General features: G+C 68.5%; 23 protein-coding genes and 2 pseudogenes. 10 read left to right on the forward strand and 15 right to left on the reverse strand.

What is annotated here, in order from left to right; translation table 11 throughout:
* Positions 1-38: 38 nt before the first annotated feature.
* The 4 genes from AB0D27_RS33875 to AB0D27_RS33890 all read right to left on the reverse strand — a co-directional run bounded on the left by AB0D27_RS33875 (position 39) and on the right by AB0D27_RS33890 (position 2,099).
* Positions 39-719, reverse strand: a complete 681-nt coding sequence (locus AB0D27_RS33875; protein ID WP_362516293.1) for a hypothetical protein — start codon at positions 717-719, stop codon at positions 39-41.
* Positions 605-1,189 (reverse strand): TauD/TfdA family dioxygenase, encoded by a 585-nt coding sequence (locus AB0D27_RS33880; protein ID WP_362516294.1) that lies wholly within the window; start codon positions 1,187-1,189, stop codon positions 605-607. The genes AB0D27_RS33875 and AB0D27_RS33880 overlap by 115 nt, the downstream gene beginning before the upstream one ends.
* 158 nt (positions 1,190-1,347) lie before the next feature.
* A complete protein-coding gene (locus AB0D27_RS33885) occupies positions 1,348-1,650 on the reverse strand; it encodes a hypothetical protein (protein WP_362516296.1) in 303 nt (100 codons plus the stop codon).
* Positions 1,629-2,099 carry an amino acid--tRNA ligase-related protein gene (locus AB0D27_RS33890; protein WP_362516298.1) on the reverse strand — a complete coding sequence of 157 codons (471 nt, stop codon included), beginning with the start codon at positions 2,097-2,099 and terminating at the stop codon, positions 1,629-1,631. Before AB0D27_RS33890 ends, AB0D27_RS33885 begins: the two co-directional genes overlap by 22 nt.
* Positions 2,100-2,604: 505 nt before the next feature.
* Here AB0D27_RS33890 and AB0D27_RS33895 point away from each other — a divergent pair.
* Together AB0D27_RS33895 and AB0D27_RS33900 are read left to right on the forward strand one after the other, a co-directional pair.
* On the forward strand, positions 2,605-2,817 hold the full coding sequence (locus AB0D27_RS33895; RefSeq protein WP_362516300.1) for a hypothetical protein: 213 nt from the start codon (positions 2,605-2,607) through the stop codon (positions 2,815-2,817).
* Positions 2,818-2,948: 131 nt separating this feature from the next.
* A complete protein-coding gene (locus AB0D27_RS33900; protein ID WP_362516302.1) occupies positions 2,949-3,431 on the forward strand; it encodes a fatty acid desaturase in 483 nt (160 codons plus the stop codon).
* A 1-nt stretch (position 3,432) separates the two neighbouring features.
* Here AB0D27_RS33900 and AB0D27_RS33905 read toward each other — a convergent pair whose 3' ends face one another.
* The 8 genes from AB0D27_RS33905 to AB0D27_RS33940 form a co-directional block, all read right to left on the reverse strand.
* On the reverse strand, positions 3,433-3,702 hold the full coding sequence (locus AB0D27_RS33905) for a DUF6087 family protein (RefSeq protein WP_362516303.1): 270 nt from the start codon (positions 3,700-3,702) through the stop codon (positions 3,433-3,435).
* Positions 3,703-3,717: 15 nt separating this feature from the next.
* The gene (locus AB0D27_RS33910; protein WP_362516305.1) at positions 3,718-4,320 is read right to left on the reverse strand and encodes a hypothetical protein; all 603 of its coding nucleotides are present in this window, start codon (positions 4,318-4,320) and stop codon (positions 3,718-3,720) included.
* On the reverse strand, positions 4,305-4,823 hold the full coding sequence (locus AB0D27_RS33915) for a hypothetical protein (protein ID WP_362516307.1): 519 nt from the start codon (positions 4,821-4,823) through the stop codon (positions 4,305-4,307). Before AB0D27_RS33915 ends, AB0D27_RS33910 begins: the two co-directional genes overlap by 16 nt.
* Entirely contained in the window at positions 4,793-5,296 is a 504-nt protein-coding gene (locus tag AB0D27_RS33920) for a transposase (protein WP_362516309.1), read from the reverse strand. The genes AB0D27_RS33915 and AB0D27_RS33920 overlap by 31 nt, the downstream gene beginning before the upstream one ends.
* Positions 5,297-5,430: 134 nt before the next feature.
* The gene (locus tag AB0D27_RS33925; protein ID WP_362516311.1) at positions 5,431-6,378 is read right to left on the reverse strand and encodes an acyl-ACP desaturase; all 948 of its coding nucleotides are present in this window, start codon (positions 6,376-6,378) and stop codon (positions 5,431-5,433) included.
* Between the two features lie 28 nt (positions 6,379-6,406).
* Entirely contained in the window at positions 6,407-7,627 is a 1,221-nt protein-coding gene (locus AB0D27_RS33930; RefSeq protein ID WP_362516312.1) for a beta-ketoacyl-[acyl-carrier-protein] synthase family protein, read from the reverse strand.
* The gene (locus AB0D27_RS33935; RefSeq protein WP_362516314.1) at positions 7,624-7,917 is read right to left on the reverse strand and encodes a phosphopantetheine-binding protein; all 294 of its coding nucleotides are present in this window, start codon (positions 7,915-7,917) and stop codon (positions 7,624-7,626) included. Before AB0D27_RS33935 ends, AB0D27_RS33930 begins: the two co-directional genes overlap by 4 nt.
* Positions 7,918-8,013: 96 nt before the next feature.
* Positions 8,014-9,627, reverse strand: coding sequence for an MFS transporter (locus AB0D27_RS33940; protein WP_362516316.1), 1,614 nt, complete (start codon positions 9,625-9,627; stop codon positions 8,014-8,016).
* Between the two features lie 144 nt (positions 9,628-9,771).
* On the opposite strand from AB0D27_RS33940, the gene AB0D27_RS33945 reads away from it, so the two are divergent.
* From AB0D27_RS33945 to AB0D27_RS33960, 4 genes and pseudogenes are all read left to right on the forward strand, one after another.
* On the forward strand, positions 9,772-11,019 hold the full coding sequence (locus AB0D27_RS33945) for a cytochrome P450 (protein ID WP_362516318.1): 1,248 nt from the start codon (positions 9,772-9,774) through the stop codon (positions 11,017-11,019).
* A gap of 75 nt (positions 11,020-11,094) precedes the next feature.
* Positions 11,095-11,476: pseudogene (locus tag AB0D27_RS33950) on the forward strand (SAM-dependent methyltransferase); the annotation flags it as partial.
* Positions 11,477-11,668: 192 nt separating this feature from the next.
* Complete coding sequence (locus AB0D27_RS33955; RefSeq protein ID WP_362516320.1) at positions 11,669-12,031, forward strand: DUF4158 domain-containing protein; 363 nt, start codon at positions 11,669-11,671, stop codon at positions 12,029-12,031.
* A gap of 25 nt (positions 12,032-12,056) precedes the next feature.
* Positions 12,057-12,329, forward strand: coding sequence for a hypothetical protein (locus AB0D27_RS33960; RefSeq protein ID WP_362516322.1), 273 nt, complete (start codon positions 12,057-12,059; stop codon positions 12,327-12,329).
* A 112-nt stretch (positions 12,330-12,441) separates the two neighbouring features.
* Here the strand turns inward: AB0D27_RS33960 and AB0D27_RS33965 are convergent, their stop codons facing one another.
* Entirely contained in the window at positions 12,442-13,035 is a 594-nt protein-coding gene (locus AB0D27_RS33965) for a TetR/AcrR family transcriptional regulator (RefSeq protein ID WP_362516324.1), read from the reverse strand.
* Positions 13,036-13,167: 132 nt separating this feature from the next.
* Between AB0D27_RS33965 and AB0D27_RS33970 the strand changes: the two genes are divergently transcribed.
* The 3 genes from AB0D27_RS33970 (at position 13,168) to ltrA (ending at position 16,325) form a co-directional block, all read left to right on the forward strand.
* Positions 13,168-13,911: an SDR family oxidoreductase gene (locus AB0D27_RS33970; protein ID WP_362516326.1), complete on the forward strand. Its 744-nt coding sequence runs from the start codon at positions 13,168-13,170 to the stop codon at positions 13,909-13,911.
* A gap of 28 nt (positions 13,912-13,939) precedes the next feature.
* Entirely contained in the window at positions 13,940-14,287 is a 348-nt protein-coding gene (locus tag AB0D27_RS33975; protein WP_362516327.1) for a VOC family protein, read from the forward strand.
* A 772-nt stretch (positions 14,288-15,059) separates the two neighbouring features.
* A complete protein-coding gene (ltrA, locus tag AB0D27_RS33980) occupies positions 15,060-16,325 on the forward strand; it encodes a group II intron reverse transcriptase/maturase (RefSeq protein WP_362516329.1) in 1,266 nt (421 codons plus the stop codon).
* A gap of 365 nt (positions 16,326-16,690) precedes the next feature.
* On the opposite strand, the pseudogene AB0D27_RS33985 reads toward ltrA, so the two are convergent.
* A pseudogene (locus AB0D27_RS33985) lies at positions 16,691-16,783 on the reverse strand (DUF3052 domain-containing protein); the annotation flags it as partial.
* 471 nt (positions 16,784-17,254) lie between these two features.
* Here AB0D27_RS33985 and AB0D27_RS33990 point away from each other — a divergent pair.
* Complete coding sequence (locus tag AB0D27_RS33990; protein WP_362516354.1) at positions 17,255-17,506, forward strand: hypothetical protein; 252 nt, start codon at positions 17,255-17,257, stop codon at positions 17,504-17,506.
* 187 nt (positions 17,507-17,693) lie between these two features.
* Here AB0D27_RS33990 and AB0D27_RS33995 read toward each other — a convergent pair whose 3' ends face one another.
* On the reverse strand, positions 17,694-18,272 hold the full coding sequence (locus AB0D27_RS33995) for a TetR/AcrR family transcriptional regulator (protein WP_362516331.1): 579 nt from the start codon (positions 18,270-18,272) through the stop codon (positions 17,694-17,696).
* Positions 18,273-18,301 lie beyond the last annotated feature (29 nt).

An 18,301-nucleotide genomic window follows, 5' to 3' on the forward strand; every position in this document is an offset into this window, starting at 1 on the left:
TGCTGGCGGGTGTTCAGAACAGGACGGGCGGGAGGGTGTCAGGTGTTGAGGACAGTGAAGGCGACGGAGGGGAAGCGGCGGCCGTTGACCTGGAGGGCGAGGGAGTAGGAGCCCGGTGAGACCTTCCACCGTGCGGTCGAGCGCAGCGGGTGGGCCTTGGCGAGCCGCAGTTCCTGGTCGGCTTCGGCTGTGGCGCGGCGCAGGAAGGAGACCTTCTCCCGCGGCTGGCCGTTCTGCCCCGTGGTGGCGATCACGATCATCACGTGGACTGGTGCGGTGGTGGTGGCGGTGAGTGCGGCGGAGAAGTTCAGGGTGTCGCCGTCGCGTAGTTCGGTGCGCTCCAGGGTGAGGGGGGTGAGCGCGATGGGCGCGTCGTGGGCGTAGCCGAGGATGGCGTAGGCGGGCGGCCAGCCCTCCTTCAGCCGGTTGCGCAGGGCGCCCCGGGCGATGAAGGCGAAGTGCTCGTCTGTGAGTCGGCCCGATTGCTTCCACCGCTGAAGGGTGGTCAGCACGAGGTCGGGCTGGCTGGCGGCGATGTCGCTGAGGTGGTTGGCGACGGAGGTGCGGACATAGAGTAGCGACCGGGCGCCGGTGACCGGGTGGGTCAGGATGATCGGGTGCTCGACCTCCGGGCGGTCGGCCCGGCTCCCGGCCGCGATCGACGACTGGCCGCCGCTGGCCTGGCTCTGCAGGACGCCGAGCTGTTCAATGGAGTGCACGGCGCGCATCCCTCGATCCGCTGCTGCATCGCCGTGGTGAGGCCGGCGTAGGCGCGGGTCGAGTCGGCGAAGCGGGTCTCGCCGCCCTGTGCGGGGGTGATGACCGAGTACAGCATCGTCGCCGAGGTGAGTTCGGGCTTGAAGCTGTTGTCGGCGTGCCATTCCTCCTCGTTGTCGCCGTCGTAGATGCCGACGTGCTCGCCGTCCTCGACGATGTTACTGATGACGGTCAGGCCGGGAAAGCCGCCGACGGCGTAGCGGCGGTCGACGCTGGTGTCCACCGTTCCGAAGCAGGAGGCGACGGTCAGGAGATCGGCGTGGGTCAGGTGCTGACGTGGCACGATCAGCAGCCGGTGCTGTTGAAGGGCTCGCGCCAGCTGGGGTGCGAGGTCTTCCGCCTGGGTCGCGAGGTTGCAGTCGACGACGTCACCGAAGCCGCGCTCATCGAGCGGGCGCAGCGGCAGGGACATCGCGGCTCCTTTCCGGTCGGTGATCTCGGTGATCAGAACTGGGGTGACTGCTGGAAGACGGTGATGTCCTTGACGCCGGAGGCCGCCATGCACAGCCGCTCGATGCCGATACCGAGTCCGACGCTGCCGGCCGGCACGCGCCCGGCGTCGATCGCCTCTCAGGCCAGGGCCTGCTCGTCGTCGTACAGGTCCACCGCGCGGGCCCGTTCGACGAACGCGGTCCGGTCGGGCTCGTCCTCGTAGCCGTGGACGACCTCGATGCCGTCGACCAAGAGCTCGAAGCGGTTGAGGATGGCGGCCGCGCCGGGCGCGAGGCGGGCGCACGGCTCGTCCCCGCCGACCGGGTACTCGGTGAGGAACAGCGCGGCGCCGGTGCTCTGGGCCTCCAGCTCGCGCTCCACGAACTGCCCGAGCACCGTCTTGAACGGCACGTCCGCGCCTATGCCCAGGTGCGCGGCCATCTGTGCGGCCAGGTCACCGAGGGGTTCACGGCGCAGGTCGATGCCGAACTGGTCGCGGATGTGGCCGGCGACGGAGACCCGCTGGGGGTGTACGGGATGTGCGGGCCGATCAGCTTCTCGGCGAGCGCCATGAGGAACTCGAAGTCCTCGTCGGCGGCGTAGAGGTCGAGCATCTGGAACTCGGGCGCATGGAGCTCGTCCGCCTTATCGGGCCGGAAGCACGGGCCGATCTCGAAGACCCGCTGGTGGTGCTCCATGTTCACCCGCAGGGCCGGGCCGATCATCGCCCGCAGGAACCGCCCGCCGTCATGGTCCACCGGGAGACGGCGCCCCGGGCCGAGGTCGGCCCTCCGCAGCGTCGGAGTGGCCACCTCGACGAAGGTCTCTGAGCGGAGCGTGTTCCGCAGGCTGAACAGCAGGTCCGACTTCATGACGACGGGGTTGAGCACGGGTGCTCCTCAAGATCGGGGTCTCCGACGGCAGTTGGGGGGAGGCCGGGCCCACGGCGATCTCGTGCGTGGCTTCTCGGCGGAGCCTCAAACTAGCCGCGCCGACGCGAGCAGCAGAAGCCCTTCCACCGGCGCCGCCGAGTCCAACGGCCCAGATCTGCCGCCCATTCAGGACCGGACTTCGGCGTCTTCGCACCTCAAGCGGTATGTGCGCGCAACGGGCACGCAACGGTCCCGTGCAACCGGCGCAACGCCCAGAACCGTTGCGGCCCTCTTCGGCGCAGCCCTAGCGTGACTGGCCAAGCGCCCAGCGCGATCGCGCCACGTAACGCTCATCCGCAGATGGACAAGACGTGCTCCGGCGCGACCTTCTCCACCGGCGTGCGCCTGCGCCAATGGCGTGCGGAGCCGATGGTTCAGCACCTCACCGGACCCGCGGCCCGGCAGTTCCACAGCCCGATCACACGGATTCGCGGATCACCCGCGACCGAAGAGGGAGAACTCGATGACCGCTACCGCCGGAATGACCCCGGACACCGGCCTGAAGGCCGGCATGCGCCCGGACGCCTCCGAGCTGAAGGCCGGGATGCGCCCGGACGTCCCCGCGCTGAAGTCGGGCATGCGCCCGGACGCCCCGGAGCTGAAGCTCGGGATGCGCCCTGACGCCCCCGCGCTGAAGGCCGCGATGCGCCCCGACAGCGCCGCCGTCGCCGCCTGACCTGCGGCTGAACCACCCCTCGTCCGGCTCCGGCGCGCCCGCCCACGGCAGGTCGCCAGTGCACTGTCCGACCGCGGGCGCGTCGGAGCCGGGCACGTCCCCACCCGCACCGCATCCGACTGGAGGACCTGATGGGCAGCCCCGCCGCCAGCAGGACCTGCAACGGAACCGGAGCCCCCGGCCCCGTCCGCAAGGCCCTCGGGCAGCAGCTCATCGCCGACCTGGAGAAGCTCTGCGGACGCCCGACCATCGGCCTGTGGGACGTCGCATGGGACCTCGTCGCGATCGCCGCCGCGGCGATCACCGGCCACCTCATCGGTCACGTCGTCGGCCCCCTGCTCGCCGTCTGCTACATCGGGGTGCGCCAGCGCCACCTGTCCAACCTCGGGCACGAGTGCGTGCATTCCAAGCTCATGGCCACCCGCCGCGGCAACCGGGCCATCGGCTACATCCTGACAGGCCTGCTCGGCGAGGGCTTCGAGCCTTACCGCAACAGCCACTACGTGCACCACGCCAAGCTCGGTTCCGACCACGACCCGATGTTTCAGTCCTACCGCGCAGGCAACATCCGCGCCGTGGGCCAGGCGCCCAGGGGCAGAGTGACCGTCCGGTAACTTACGAGACGTCGGACGAGGTCTCGTTCACCCATTTCTGTGCCGCCGCGAGGTTGGGGGCGGTGCCGGCCGGTTCGTAGGTGAAGCCGTTCCACGCGAGGAGGGCCCGTGCCTCGTCGGGCTGTACGTGGCTGCCGCCGCCGTGCAGTGGCCGGTGCTTGCGGTAGACGTCCATCGGCGGGCGCAACGCGGCGAGGAGATCGTCGCCGTCGACGCGCGGGACGGCGCGGGATGGTTGGTTCGGCGGTCCGGGACGGGAGTGCTTGCCCATGTGCTCGATGGTCTCTCAGGCGGCGATCGTGGTCGGCCGGGCGGCGGCAAGGTCCCGCGCCCTCGTACGGACGTCGTCGACCGCGGCGGTTCCGTACGGGCGTGCGGCGTCCAGCAGGGTGCCGAGACGGGAGGCCACGAGGGTGGAGTCGACGCGGGCGGCGTCGTCGAGCGCCTGGTGGGCCGCTTCGGCGCCCCGCTCGGGGTCTTCCTCGTCGAACAGGGCGGCGGCCAGGCCGATGCGGTCCATGACCTTCACACGGTCGAACCCGGGCTTGCGGAGCTTGAGCGCGTCTTCGAAGTGCACGCTGGCCGCCTGGCTCGGACCGTTGAGCCAGGCGAGGTCGCGGGCGGAGACCGCGCGGGCGCCGGCGTGCTCGGCGGCATCGAAGTAACTCACCCACTCGGGGACGTCGTCACCGAGCCCGTCCGCTAGGAGTTCATCGGCGGCATTGAGGTGCGTCTCGGCCTGATGCGCGTCACCGAGAGCCGCGTGCACCCGGCCGGTCTGGGAGGCGACCAACGCACTCGTTGCGGGCATCTTCGCCTTCGCGGCGGCGACACCGAGGAGACCGAGAGCGTCCTGGGGGTGCCCGAGGTAGATCATCTGGTGCGACATGCGGGTGACGATCTCCACCCCGCGGTCGCGCTGCCCGGCCTCGCCTGCGGCATACGTGCCGTAGCTCCAGTACCGCTGTGCTTGGGGTACCGGCCGCTGTCATGGCTGACCCACCCGGCCGGCGCCGCCAGGTCGGCGGTCGCCGAGAAGACCCGAGTCTTCAGGCTCCCCGGGACGCCGTCCTGGATGCGGCTGGCGACCTCGGCGAGCTGGGCGACGATTGCCGAGCGGTACAGGCCGCCGCCCTTGGAGACGTCGGCCGTGGTGAAGAAGGCGGTCACCTCCTCCAGTGCGGTCACGGTGTCGGCGTCGAACCCCTTGCGAGCGTTGTTCAGGGCGCGGGCGGTGCCGCCGAGCATCCGTTCGGCGGCGAGGATCAGCGGGGCGCCGAGGGCGAGTTTGAGGGTGTCGCGGCGGTTCATGAACAGGTCCATCTGTGTCCATCCGGCCAGTGCCTGGGCGGCTGCCTCGGTCAGCAGCGGGAGCTGGATGCTATCCAGCACCGGCCCCGTGGCCACCCACCCGAGATCACCGGGAGTGAGTGGCTGGCCGACCGCTTCGGAGAGGACATCCGCGAGCAGGGCGGGGACTGGCGGGCGGGGCTTCTCGCCGTCGATCCAGAGGCGGATGCGGGTCGTGTCAGGGGCGATCTGCCTCTGGCCTTGGGCTTTGGCCGTCGCGGCGATACGCCGGGCGATCTCGCCGTGGCGTCCTTGTCGTCGGTCTTAACCCGCCGGTAGGTGAACATCTTCACTCCGAGCGGATGCGCGAGAAGGACCTCGGCCCCGGCCTCCGCCAGGGCGTCGGCGGCCCAGTACCAGCCGTAGGTGGCCTCCAGCACCACCTTCGGGTGCGGGCCTGCCTTGGCCACCTCTGCCTTCAGCGCGGCGGGACTGTTGTCGATCCGTACCCGGCCCAGCCGCTGCCCCTCCGGGGTCATGCGCAGCAGCACCGAGCGACGGGCATGCAGGTCCATACCCACGACTTGGGGCCCGCCGTAGGCTTGCTCACGGCCATCAGGGGCCTCCTGCCTGTGGACGGTTACTTCTTCTCCTGGACCGAGCATCGTCCGCACCCGGCCGGAGCGGGAGGCCCCGCTCCTTCATCGCATCAGGTGAGCGGTTGAGTCCTGAATGAGTTGCTGCGCTGCCGAAAACGTTCTACCTGCGTGTTGAGTTGTTCGAGATGCCGACCGATGCGGTCGAGAGCTTGCTCTCCTTCCGGGCCAAGGCCCGTGCGGTCCATCAGGCGGAGTGAACGCAGCAGGGGATGCAGGACCTGGTCGCGATGCGTGGCGGGGTCGTAGATGCCGGCGGCGGCCATGCGGGTGACACGGGTATGAAAGCCTGGGATGCCGTGTCCGGGCATGGTGAAGTCGCAGATGACGTCGGCGAAGGCTTGGGTGAAGAGGTCGGGGGTGAGGTCGAGGCCGTCGGCGCACAGGTCGCGGTAGAAGAGCATGTGCAGGTTCTCGTCGGTGGCGATGCGGCTCATGAGCTGTTCGCCGAGTGGATCACCGCAGGCTCGGCCGGTGTTGCGGTGAGCCTGTCGGGTGGCCATCTCCTGCACGGTTACGTAGGCAAGCCCGTGAGGGAGGGTGGGTTGCTCGCTTCGATGGCCGGCCGACACGTGCTGCATGCGGTCGCGTTCCAGACGGACAGGGTCGACGGCCCGGCGTGCGTGCAGATAGGCGCGAAGGGCATCAGCGTGGCGGGCTTCCTCGGCCGTCCACCGGTGCAGCCAGGCGATCCAGGCTCCCTCGCGTCCAACGCGGCTTTGGACGTCGTGATGGTAGCTGGGCAGGTTGTCTTCGGTAAGGAGGATGATGACCAACGCATCGCGTACCGCGTCCGGAAGGGGGCAGTCGTCGGGCCGCCAGGGGGATCCATTCAGCGGGCCGTCGAAGTCGCGGGCCTCGGACCAGGGGATGTAGGTGTGAGGAAACCATTCGCGGGCCGTGGCCAGGTGCCTGTCGAGATGACGCGCAACATAGGGCTCGAGTTCGGTGCGGACGTCGATCTGGCCCCGGACGTGGGGGCGTGGCGTGGGGAGAGACATCACAGCTCCTTGCGGCCGGGCGGCTGGTTCAGCAACCCTGGAGGATCAGGGCGGCGTTCTGCCCCCCGAAGCCGAATGACGTGGTGGCCACCGCTTGAACGCGTTTGGATCGGGGCGTCTTGGTCACGACATCCAGGTCGATGTCGTCGTCGAGCTGGTCGAGGTTGGCGGTGGGATGGATCAGCTGGTGTCTCAGGGTGAGAGCGCTGACGGCGGCTTCGATGGCTCCAGCTGCGCCCAGGGAATGGCCCAGAATGCTCTTGGTGGCAGTGACCGGCGGCGGCGTGCCGAAGACGCCATGCAGCGCGTGGGCTTCCGTGCGGTCGTTGAGGGGGGTCGACGTAGCGTGCGCGTTGACATGGTCGATGTCCTGGGGACACAGATCGGCGTCGGCGAGGGCAGCATTCACCGCGCGCTGTGCGCCAGTGCCCTGGGGGTGTGGCGAGGTGGCGTGATAGGCATCGCCGCTTGCCCCGTATCCGGTCAGCAGCGCGTAGGGGCGGACCCGGCGGGCGCGGGCGTGGGAGACCCGTTCGAGGATGAGCATGCCTGCTCCCTCGCCGAGAACGAATCCGTCGCGGTTGGAATCGAAGGGCCGGGACGCGCCGGCCGGATCGCGGGTACGGGTGGACAGTGCTCCCATGCGCCAAAAGGCGGCCGAGGTGACCGGGCTGGCGCTTTCGCTCCCGCCGGCGATGGCGATGTCGCACATGCCTGCGCGCAGAAGCAAGGCTGCGGTGCCGATGGCGGTCGCTCCCGAGGCGCATGCTGTGCTGGTGCACAGGGTGGGGCCCTGGGCGCCCAGCATCATGCCGACGTATCCGGCGGCCATGTTGGGTACGCTACGTGGGACGAGAGTGGGCGGGATGGCCTGGAAGCGGCCCTCGGCCAGGGCAGCGCACGCGGTCGGTGTCTGATCGTGGGTTGTGCCGCCCACGCCGATGACGACCGCGACACGGGGTGCGTCCCAGTCGTCCTGGTCCAGGTCGGCGTCGGCGACGGCTTCTCGGGCGGCTGCCACTGCGAATCTGATGAATGGGTCGGCTCGCCATGCCAGCCCGGGTGCGGCCGCCTTGACCGGTGCGGCAGGGACACGGCAGGCGAAGGGAACGGGCAGGCCTGCGAGGTCGGGGTCGGGCGCCGCAGTCGGCGTGCCTTCGCACAGTCGCTGCCAGGTATCAGGGACGCCCACCCCTGCCGCGGTGACCATACCGATGCCGGTGATGGCGATCTGTGCGGGCCGGTTCACTCGGTGACCAGGTCCCCGGAGCCGACGACGGGCGCCTGCGCCACGGCCTGGGTCACGACCCGTGCGGCCTCGCTGTAAGGCGTCCCTGGGGAGATCGGTAGCTCCAGGCTGGAGATCTCCTTGTGTGTCTGGGATTCGATGGCCACCAAGAGTTCCAGGAGTCCCAGGGAATCAAGGCCTAGAGCTTCAAGAGTGGCGTCCTCAGTCAATCGGTCGGCGGGGATCTCGAACTGTTCGACGACGATCGTCTTCAGTGCTTCTTCGGTGAAGGGTGTTTCCGAGGCGGTCAAGGTAGCCTTCCGTCGACCGTGAGGATGATGGGGCAACCCCTTTGATATCGGCGCTGTTGGCACTCTGCGGCGTGGGACACCCGTAGCTGGTCAGAATCACCGCAATGGCGGACCACCTGGCTGGGCATCCGTCGCTGCCCGGCCCGGTAGCCAGCGCGCGGTAATGAGGGCTGCGGCAAGCACTACGGCGGCTGCGGCCAGTGCGGCGTGGGACATCCCGTGGACGAACGCGTCCTCGGCCGCCGCGCGTAGCCGCTCACGTGCTCCGGGAGGCAGCCGATGGGCGATTGCCGCGGCAGACAGCACGTTGTCCGCAGCAGTCGATGCCTGGAGCGGAGCGGACGCGTGGGCGCGCGTGAGGGTGCCCTCGAGCTGATGCGTGTACACGCTGGAGAGAAGCGAGCCTTGTACGGCGACTCCGAGAGCGGCACCGACCTGACGGGTGGCGTCATTGACCGACGAGCCCAGCCCCGCCCTCGAAGACGGGACGGCGTTCATGACGCACGCGGTTGATGCCGCAGCGGTCAGCCCCGCGCCCGCACCCGCCAGGACGAGGAACACCAGCAGACGCCCGTACCCCGAACCGGCGGGCGTTTGCGCCAGAAGGCCAAACGCGGCCGCCACGGAAACCAGCCCGAGCAGCACACTCGTCTTCTCACCCCAACGGGCTGTGATCCCCAGCGACAGCGCCGCGCCCGCCATGAGTCCGGCCGGGAGCGGCAGCACCCGCAGCCCCGCCTGCCACGGCGTGTAGCCCAAGACCCCCTGCAAATACAGGGTGACCACGAAGAGCGCACCAAACAGTGCGAACGACATCATGGCCAGCGTGAGGGCCGCCGTGCTGACCCTCGCCGGAGCCACCAGTGCGAGAGACAGAACCGGGGAACTGCTGCGGTGTTCCACGATGACGAAACCCGACAACAGCAACCCTGCCGTCGCGTACGCAACGAGCGTGAGCGGATTAGTCCATCCACGAGCAGGGCTTTCGATGATGGCCCACACCAGGACCAGCAGCCCGCCCGCCGAAAGAAGGGCGCCCGGCACGTCGAAGCGGGTACGAGAGTGAGGGCGGCTCTGGTGCGCAGGCACGAGCGCCAGCGTCAGGGCGATGGCGAGGGCGGCGATGGGGATGTTGACCCAGAAGGCAGCACGCCAGGACGTCTGCTCTACCAGCCAGCCGCCGACGACGGGGCCACAGGCGCCCCCCAATCCTCCGACTGCGGCCCATAGAGCGATCGCCCTTCCGCGCCGCGCGGGCTCGGGAAACAGGTCAGTAATGATGCACAACGTGGCCGGCATCAGCAGAGCAGCACCAGCCCCCATGCCAGCGCGTGCGGCGATGACTTGCCCCGGAGACTGCACAAGGCCGCCGGCAGCCGAGGTCAGAGCACAGGCCACCAGGCCCGCGACGAACGCACGCCGGCGCCCCATACGGTCCGTGAGCCCTCCGCTGGTCAGCACCAGTCCGCCCAGGGCCAGCGCGTAGGCGTCCACGATCCATTGGGTTTCGCGCATGGTCGCGTTCAGGTCATCCCGCAGGCCCGGGACGGCCACGTTCAACACGGTCAGATCCAGTCCGAGGAGGAAAAGCCCCAGACACACCGTGAGTGCCGCGCCCCACCGGCGCCTAACCGACAGTCCTGCCTGCCTCTCGGCCCATCCACAGCCCGCCCTCGGGCGGCAGCCTTCAACCGCTGTGGAGTCAGCCATTGTGCTAGCGAACCATCGGCCGCGCAGCACACCGAGCACGACATTCCGAAAAACCACGAGGCCCAGAAAATGCCCTCGAATGCCAAAACATGGCGGAGCGTCGCTCAGCCGCCCCAGGCACAGCAGCCCTTACCGTCGTTCATCATGGAGGACACGCGCCCCGCCGTCCCGATCTCCTGGTCCGAGCGCATCGCGGAGCAAGCGCCCTGCGACATCTCCAGCGAGGCTTATCGCGCCGACCCGAACCACTTCACCGAACTTCTCCGCAGCCAACAGGGCCCGGTCTACCGCACTTCCTCGGGTGCTTTGGTACTCCTCGGCTACGCCGAGTGCGCCGCAGTACTGCGCGATCCACGGTTTGGACATGGCGCCGCCACGGCTCGTGACATCACCGGCTACGGCGTACCCGCCCGGTCCTTCCTTCTGACCGACCCGCCCGAGCACGACCGCCAACGGGGCCGGGTCAACGGCGCCTTCACCGCTCGAGCCACCGCCCGGCTTCGGCCCAGGATCGAACAGCGTGTCGGCGAACTCGTCAACCAGGCCTGGCGACGACGTGAGGTAGATGTCGTCGCCGACCTCGCCCGGCCGCTGGCCGCCTCGGTCCTCTCCGATGTACTGGGCCTGCCTCCCGGGTACGAAGGCCGCTTCGCGGACATCGCGGAACTCCTCGTGCGCGGTCTCGACCCGCATCAGGCCACCGACCCCGCCACCCGAGCGCGCATCACCCAGGCCCGCACCGACTTCGTCCGCACCTTCACCCAACTCCTGCGGCGCCCACCCGAAGGATCCGGCACCAGCGTCCTCAGCTCCCTGGCCCGCAGCGGCACGCAGGAAGTTGACCCCGTTCCATTGAGCGAGGCCGTCGCCACCTGCGGGCAGCTCATCGCAGCAGGCTACGAAACAACGGTGGGGCTGATCGCAAACGGCCTGTACGCCCTGCTCACCCACCCCAAAGAAGTCAGCCGCCTCGAGAACACCAGCTCTGACACCCGCTCCATGGCGATGGCCGTGGAAGAGCTGCTGCGCTACGAACCACCCATCCACATCGCGGCGCGCACCGCACTGACAGACGCGCGAGTGGGTGAGACCCAAGTCCCTCAGGGGACGATCCTCACCATGATGCTCAACGCCGCCAACCGCGACCCCGCCGTCTATGCCGACCCCCACCGCCTGGACCTTCGACGCGCCGGCAGACACCTCGCCTTCGGCCTAGGCTCCCACTTCTGCCTTGGTGCACCCCTTGCCCGCCTGGAAGCGCAGCTCATGCTCTCCGCTGTGCTGCGCAGTCGACCAGAGCTGCTCGAGGACCGTGTGACCTACGGCTTCGGCTTCGTGGCCCGCCGCGTCCAGCGTCTTCGCATCCGCCTCATCAGATGCCCCGCCCTGTAGGCCACTGCCCCGCATCCGCCAATGCTCCACACCCCGACAGCCGCCGCACGCCACCGTTTGATTTCCACTAAGCCTCACTGGGCCGCGGGCCTGCCCGAGAGGGGCCCGTACGACGCCACACAGCCCGGAGCGGATCAGCGCCGCCACCGAGGAGGCGTTCCACCTGCGTTTCCTTGCCCAGAGCGCGGTGCCCAACGCGCAGATGACGACCGTGGGCGAGGTGGTGCATCTGGTCGACGTCGTCACCGGCTCCGCCGCCACCCTCACCCCGTACGAGGGCGGTTGGCAGGTGCGCGAGGGAGGCCCGGTGCGGCTGTGGGAGCGGATCGAGCGCGTGCTGGACGCCTACGACGCCGCCGGCCGTCCGGGGCCGGAGACGTACACCCTGCACGTGTACGACGGCGGGCAGCACCTGCGGCACCCGCAGCTGCCCGGCCTTCCGCTGCCGAGGCCCTGACGGGGCCCGTACGCTCCAGGCGCCCGGGCGGGGAGAGTGACGGCCCTCGCCCGGGCGCCTGGCGTTCCCTTGTCGCGGGCCCGTCTCACCGGGCAGCCGTATCCACCGCAAGGCTGACTCGTTGGGCTGAACGAGTGAATGCACGGCAATGGCCCGGCGCGATGCGGGCGGATGAGCACAGGGGGCGCCCGCGTGGGTCGGGATCTGGGGCTGAACGGCGTCGTCGAACACTTCACGCTGGACCCGGGCGAGCTGGCCCTGTTGCGGAACAAGACCGGGGCGACCCGGTTGGGCTTCACCGCGATGCTCAAGTTCCTGCTGTTCAAGGGCCGTTTCCCTCGCGGCCGGTTCGAGCTGCCTGACGACGCGGTCGACCATCTGGCCCGGCAGGCGAAGGCCCCGGCCGGCGATATCGGCTTCTACGACTTCACTTGCCGCACCGCGCTTGTCGTCGTCGACTGGCCCCGGCCCACCATCCGCATGGCCTGGGTCGTATGGGACTCCGACCGCATGAGCCTGCTCTATGCCGACAGGGAAAGTTTGCGCGACGGCTGAGGCGGAGCCGCAGCACGGCGACGCGGTGATCGCGGGACGCGAGATGCTCGACTGCTTCGAGGGCAAGCCGGTCACCTACTGGCCACGCCGCGCAGTCGAGGTACGCGCCGGCGGCCGCTGGCATGAGGTGGAGCTGCGATGCCACTACTGGGGGCCGGATGGCCGCGCCGTCGCATGGGTGGAGCCGCGGTTCTACGAGCCGGAGTGGCGGGCCGTGGTCACCGTCAGCCGGTTTGTCCCGTCGCAAATGATCTGGTCTGCGGGTAGGGCCGTGACCTGCGGCGACCAGATCAGTTGAGACACCGGGGCGCCGAAAACGTCAGGCGATCTGGTCCTGGCACCTGGATGTCGGGTGTTGTCTCAGTTGATCTGGTCCGTCCCTGTTGTTTCGAGGTATCCCGGTCAGTGGTTCAGGCTGGGATCGCGGCGTCGACTACGGCGGCAGCCATGGTGCGGGCCGCTGTCTCGGCGCTGGGGTCGCGGTCCATCCAGGCGCTGATCCCGGCGCCGTCGTAGAGCAGCACCAGTTGCTGGGCGAGTGATTTCGCGTCCTTGGCACCTGCCTGCTGGGCGAGGTCGAAGAACAGCTCGTGCAGCCAGGTGCGGTAGTCCTGCGCGGCCAGTTCGACGACACCGCCGGGTGGGGCGTCGGCACTCGCGCTGATGAATGCGCAGCCACGGAATCCCGGCTCGGTGAACGACAGACCCTGCACCTCGAACGCGCCGACCAGGCGCTCCTTCGGGGTGTCGTAACGCGCTTGGAGTTCGCGTGCCATGCGCTCGGCGGTCGCGGCGTGGCGCGCTTGCAGGTAGGCCCGGACCAAGCCGTCCTTGCTGCCGAATGCGCTGTACAGCGTTGCTTTCGCGACGCCGGCGCGCTCGATGACCCGGTCGATTCCGACCGACTGAACACCTTCGGCGTAGAACAGCTCATTGGCGGCGGCCAGCAGCCGTGCCCGCGCTGCCGCGCTGCGTTCCTGCGGTGAGAGCACCTTCTCAGACATATCCGCACGGTAGCAGACAGGTCTGTCTGTCTTCAATTGAATGTTCCCATTGACACATCCAGACAGGTCTGTCTAGGTTTGAGACGTTGCCAGACAGACCGGTCTGGATGACATTCCCGAAAGGTGCACCCCATGTATGCGGAGCGCGCAAACCTCGACCTGCACCCCACTACTGCCCTGGTCACCGGGGCAACGTCCGGCATCGGCCGGGCGGTCGCCAAGCGGCTCGCCGCCGATGGAATGTTCGTGTTCGTGGTCGGCCGGAACGCCCAGCGCGGCGCCGAGACCGTCGACGAGATCACCGCAACTGGCGGCCGCGCTCGGTTCGTCGGGGCGGACCTTGAGGACCCGGCCGGCATCGACCGGCTCGCCGAGCAGGTCGGCGAGATCGACGTCCTGGTCAACAACGCCGGATTGTCCCTCTGGGCACCGACCGAAGAGCTGAAGGTCTCCGACTACGACGCGATGTTCGCCAGTAACGTCCGCGCGCCGTTCTTCCTCGTGGCGGCCTTCGCCCCGGCGATGGCGGCGAGGGAATCGGGCAACGTGATCAACATCGGCAGCATGGCCGGCAGTCTCGGCTTGGCCACCGGCGCCGCGTACGGCGCGACCAAGGCCGCGCTGGCGTCACTGACGCGCGGCTGGACGGCCGAGTACAGCGGCCGCGGCGTCCGCTTCAACACCGTTGCCCCCGGCCCCGTCTACACCCGCGCCGCGGGCCGCGACCTGTTCGACGCGCTCGCTGAGAACACCGCGATGAAGCGCGCGGCCGAGCCCGCCGAGATCGCCGAGGTCGTTGCGTTCCTCGCCTCGCCGAAGGCCAGCTACGTCACCGGCGCGACCATCGCCGTCGACGGCGGCCGCACCGCCATCTGAAGCTGCCAGCCCCGAGAGGAAAACACGCATGAGTACAACCGTGTACGGCCTGAGCGTCGACGCCACCGACGCCGAGAAACTCGCCCACTTCTGGGCCGAGGTGCTCGGGCGGGAAGTCGCCTCGGGCGGGAGCCCCGAATTCGCGGCACTCGACCCGGGCGGGTCCACCCCGAGGCTGAGCTTCCACCAGGTCCCCGAACCGAAGTCGGTGAAGAACCGGCTGCACCTCGACCTCATCACCAGCACCTTCGAGGCCGAGTCACAGCGGCTGGTCGCGCTCGGTGCTTCCCGGATCCGCGACGTCGCTCAGGGCTCCGCCCGCTGGACGACCTTCGCCGACCCCGAAGGCAACGAGTTTGACCTCATCGCTGGCTGAGACACGGAGTACTGCGATGGACTGCACCGGCTTGATCCCGCCGGGTGGGCTGGGCAGGTGTCCTGACGGACCAGATCATCTGATGACGCCGAGCGAATTGGAACAGATCGTTTGAGACCGGGACCAGATCGGCTGAGACGGGACACGGTTCTACCGCTGGGATCCGGCAACGATCAGTGTGCTGTCTCTTGTGTCCTGAACATGAAATGGAGTTGGTTGTAGGCAAGCTTCCATAAGTGGTGCTGTGCGGAAGATGAAGGTTTTGTGGCCCTTCGGAGCCGCCCTGCGGGGGGAGGCTTCAAACCACCTCATGCTGCGTTGGCTGAAGACCGTCGTGGTGAGCGATGAGGAGAAGGCGTCGTAAGAGACGTCAGGTGGGGACCGGAAAGACGAACGCAAGTGAATCGCTGCTGACGCGTCGAAAGACATATAGACGACATCAAAACCGGGGTGTGAGACAGACTCCGGGATGAGCCTGGCGGGGGCCCGTCTATTGGCCAGGTGGTGTCCGGCGTGTAGGCGACGTGAGTCCGGTCTGCGGCTTCCGTATGGAACAGGAGAAGGCAGCCCCGATACTGCCCGCCGCATAGCGGCGGCGAGAGGGAGTGCCCCAAGCAGCGGACACTGCGAGGGGTCGAGTACCGACGCGGGGCGTGCTGGCGGACCGGCTCGTAGTAGTGCTGAAGCCCCTGTAACGAGGGTGGAGCGAAGGGGCCGGGTCGTTCGTGACTGAGTTGATCGCATCAACCGGACTGTGTCCGGGAGGAGTTCGGTGGACCAGTTGAAGTCGCAGACCAAGCCGTTTGAGATTTCGAAGTGGGAAATCAAAGAAGCGTGGGAGGAAGTCAGGGCGAACAAGGGCGCCCCTGGAGTGGATGGACAGAGCATCGCCGACTTTGAGAAGGACCTGAGGAACAATCTCTACAAGGTCTGGAACCGGATGTCGTCGGGCTCGTACTTTCCTCCTCCGGTGCGCGCGGTGGCCATTCCCAAGCCACAGGGACGCGGCACGAGAATGCTTGGCATTCCCGCTGTCGCCGATCGGGTGGCGCAGACCGTAGTGGCCCGGCATCTGATGCGACGGGTGGATCCTGTTTTCCATCCGGACAGCTTCGGATACCGGCCCGGACGGTCCGCCTTGGACGCGGTGAAAAAGTGCCGGGAACGCTGCTGGAAACGGGACTGGGTGGTGGAGTTCGACATCTCCCAGTTCTTCGACAGCGTGCCGTGGGACCTGCTGGTCAAGGCGGTGGAAGCGCACACCGACGCCGTTTGGGTGAAGTTGTATGTCCGGAGGTGGCTCGCTGCCCCGCTCAAGATGCCCGACGGCACCCTGCTGGAACGGGAGCGCGGGACCCCGCAAGGGGCACCGGTGTCTCCCGTGCTGGCGGACCTGTTCCTGCACTACGCGTTTGACACCTGGATGGCTCGGGAGTTCCCAACCGTCTGGTTCGAACGCTATGCGGACGACGCGGTGCTGCACTGCGTCACCGAGCGCCAGGCCCATCAGGTCCTGACCGCGCTCGCGGACAGGATGGAAGATGTCGGGCTGCACCTGCACCCGGCCAAGACCCGGATCGTGTATTGCCAGGACGGCAGACGCCAGGGCTCCTTCGAGCACACGGCGTTCACGTTCCTCGGGTACACCTTCCGCGCCAGACGCAACCGGAACCGGCACGGCAGATTGTTCCTGTCGTTCGACCCGGCCGTCAGCAACGATGCCCTGAAGAAGATGGGGCGGGAGGTGCGCTCATGGCAGTTGCACACCCGCTCGGACCTGTCCTTCAACGATCTTGCCCGATGGATCAACCCCGTCGTGGCGGGCTGGATCAACTGCTACGGCCGCTTCCGGCCGTGGGAGCTGCATCCCTTCGTGATGCGCATCAACGCCTACCTGGTGCGCTGGATCCGCCAGAAGTACAAGCGGCTCAGGGCCAAACGAAAGGCCCTCGTGAAGATGCAGGAGATCGCCCAGCGATACCCACGCATGTTCGCGCACTGGCGACTCACTGTGACAGTGAGTGCCGTGGTGGTTTGACGATCAGAACGACAAGAGCCGTGTAACGGGCGACTGTTACGCACGGTTCTGTGAGAGCCGAGGGGTGAGATCCCCCTCGGCTACTCGGCAGCGAAGGCTGGCCGATCTCACCGAAGATTGACCGCGCCTGGGGGGTGCCCTTTCGGCTCGGTGCGTCTCCGATCCGAGTGGATCAACCGCAACACGCTGGGTATCTGGTTGGCTACCAACAGAGACGAGCGAGGCGCGTCGTGGACCGCTGGATGGAGGTCACCGTGCACCCACACCGGCGCTCCCTCCCACTCAGGGGCCGCAACGGCCTCGTTACGGCACCGCCTGCGTCCACGAGCACGCCTGTGTACGCTACTCCCTCCTGCGGCCGCGCCGTGGCCGATCTCCTGAACCACCTGTTCGGGCTGGAAGCCCAGCCGGGCCGCAGGGTTCGTTCGCTCCTCAGCATGATCCGTAGTCGTCATCACATCCTCCTAGGCCCCAGCTGGCCCATGCGTGATCAGTCTTCGGTGGCTGGTCGAGGAGCACGGCACCGATCTGGATGTGGGCGCGCTGTGGCGGGCGGTGGAGTCCGTTGCTCCCCGCGTTGCCGGGGCGGTGGACCGGGACGCGTACGTGGTGTGCGTGCTGGAGCAGCTCTACCGCGCGGTCCCTGCTCGGCCCACCGGCGCGGACAGGCCGCGGTGGCACGCTGCAGGGGCCGAGTGGGCTGTGGGCGGGTGGTTACCGTTTTTTGGCCGCGGCCTTGGGAGTGACGAAGCGGCAGCCAGTCCAGTCCTTGCCGACGCTGAAGGCCCGCTGACGATGGATCGGCCAGTTCGTCTCCTCGGCAGTGTGGTCCAGACGCTCAAGCTCAGCATCCGCCTGGGCGGCGTCGCCGTGGACAAAAAGATCTCCAACCCGTCTTCGCAGGCTGCGGGCCGTCGTCCCCGACGACATTGCTGCCGACGTCCGGGCCGTCTGGGGACCTCGACGCCGCCGTCGACCACCTGCGGGGCCTTCCGCCCGAGGAGCGGGAGCGTGACGTCCCGGACGAGGACGTGGCCCGGGTCTCCCCACTGAAGCACGCCAACCTCAACTGCCTGGGCCGCTACAGCTTCGCCGCCCGCCTGCCACGCGAGGGCCTGCGCGCACTGGGTGACCCGGCGGCCGTCCACCTCGACGAGGACGACGAGAGCACCGGCGAATGACGCGGCGTTAGGGCGCGTATCGGGTCGTGATCAATGATCATCGCAGCTTCCGGGGCGGGTGTCCGTCTGGGGTACAGAGCCGGCGATCTGCGGCTGCGCCATGTGGGGGGCGTGACTGGAAGCGATGCCGCGTGCAGGCAGCGGCGGGGATCGAGGGCCCCGGTTGCGTGTCCGCCGGGACGGTGTATCAGAGCACGGCGAGTCGGTCCACCAGGAGCTCCACCCTCTGCTCGGTGTCCTCCGGCGGCAGCCGTCCCGCTCGGGTCAGGGTGGCCAGTCCGTGCAGGGCCGCCCAGAACGTCTCGGTGAACACTCCCGGGTGGACGCCGTCCCCGGCGACTTCGCCGAGGCTTTCCATCAGGGCGGCGAAGGCGTCCTTCAGGGGTTCGGGGGTGTCCTCCTGCGCGAACGCCAGGCCGCCGTCGAGCTGGAACATGGCGTCGTAGACCGCCGGATGCCGCTCGGCGAAGTCGAGGTAGGCGCGGGCGAGGGCGTACACCCGGGCGCGCGGGCCGTCCGCGGCGGCGGTCGCGGCCCGCACCGCCGCAGCCATCTCGGTGGCGCCCTCCAGGGCGACGGCGCCGATGATCTCCCGTTTGCCGCGGAAGTGGCTGTAGAGGACGGGCTGGCTGTACTCGATGCGCTCGGCGAGCCGGCGAGTGGTGACCGCTTCCCAGCCCTGCTGTTCGGCGAGTTCGCGGGCCGTCGCCACGATGAGGCGCTCACGGTCCGCCCGTTCGCGCTGCTTGCGTTCCTGTACCGACATGACCCGATCCTAGCATCGCTAGACAATCG

Origin of the sequence: Streptomyces sp. NPDC048415, from assembly GCF_040651675.1 — a bacterium.
Lineage (GTDB): Bacteria > Actinomycetota > Actinomycetes > Streptomycetales > Streptomycetaceae > Streptomyces.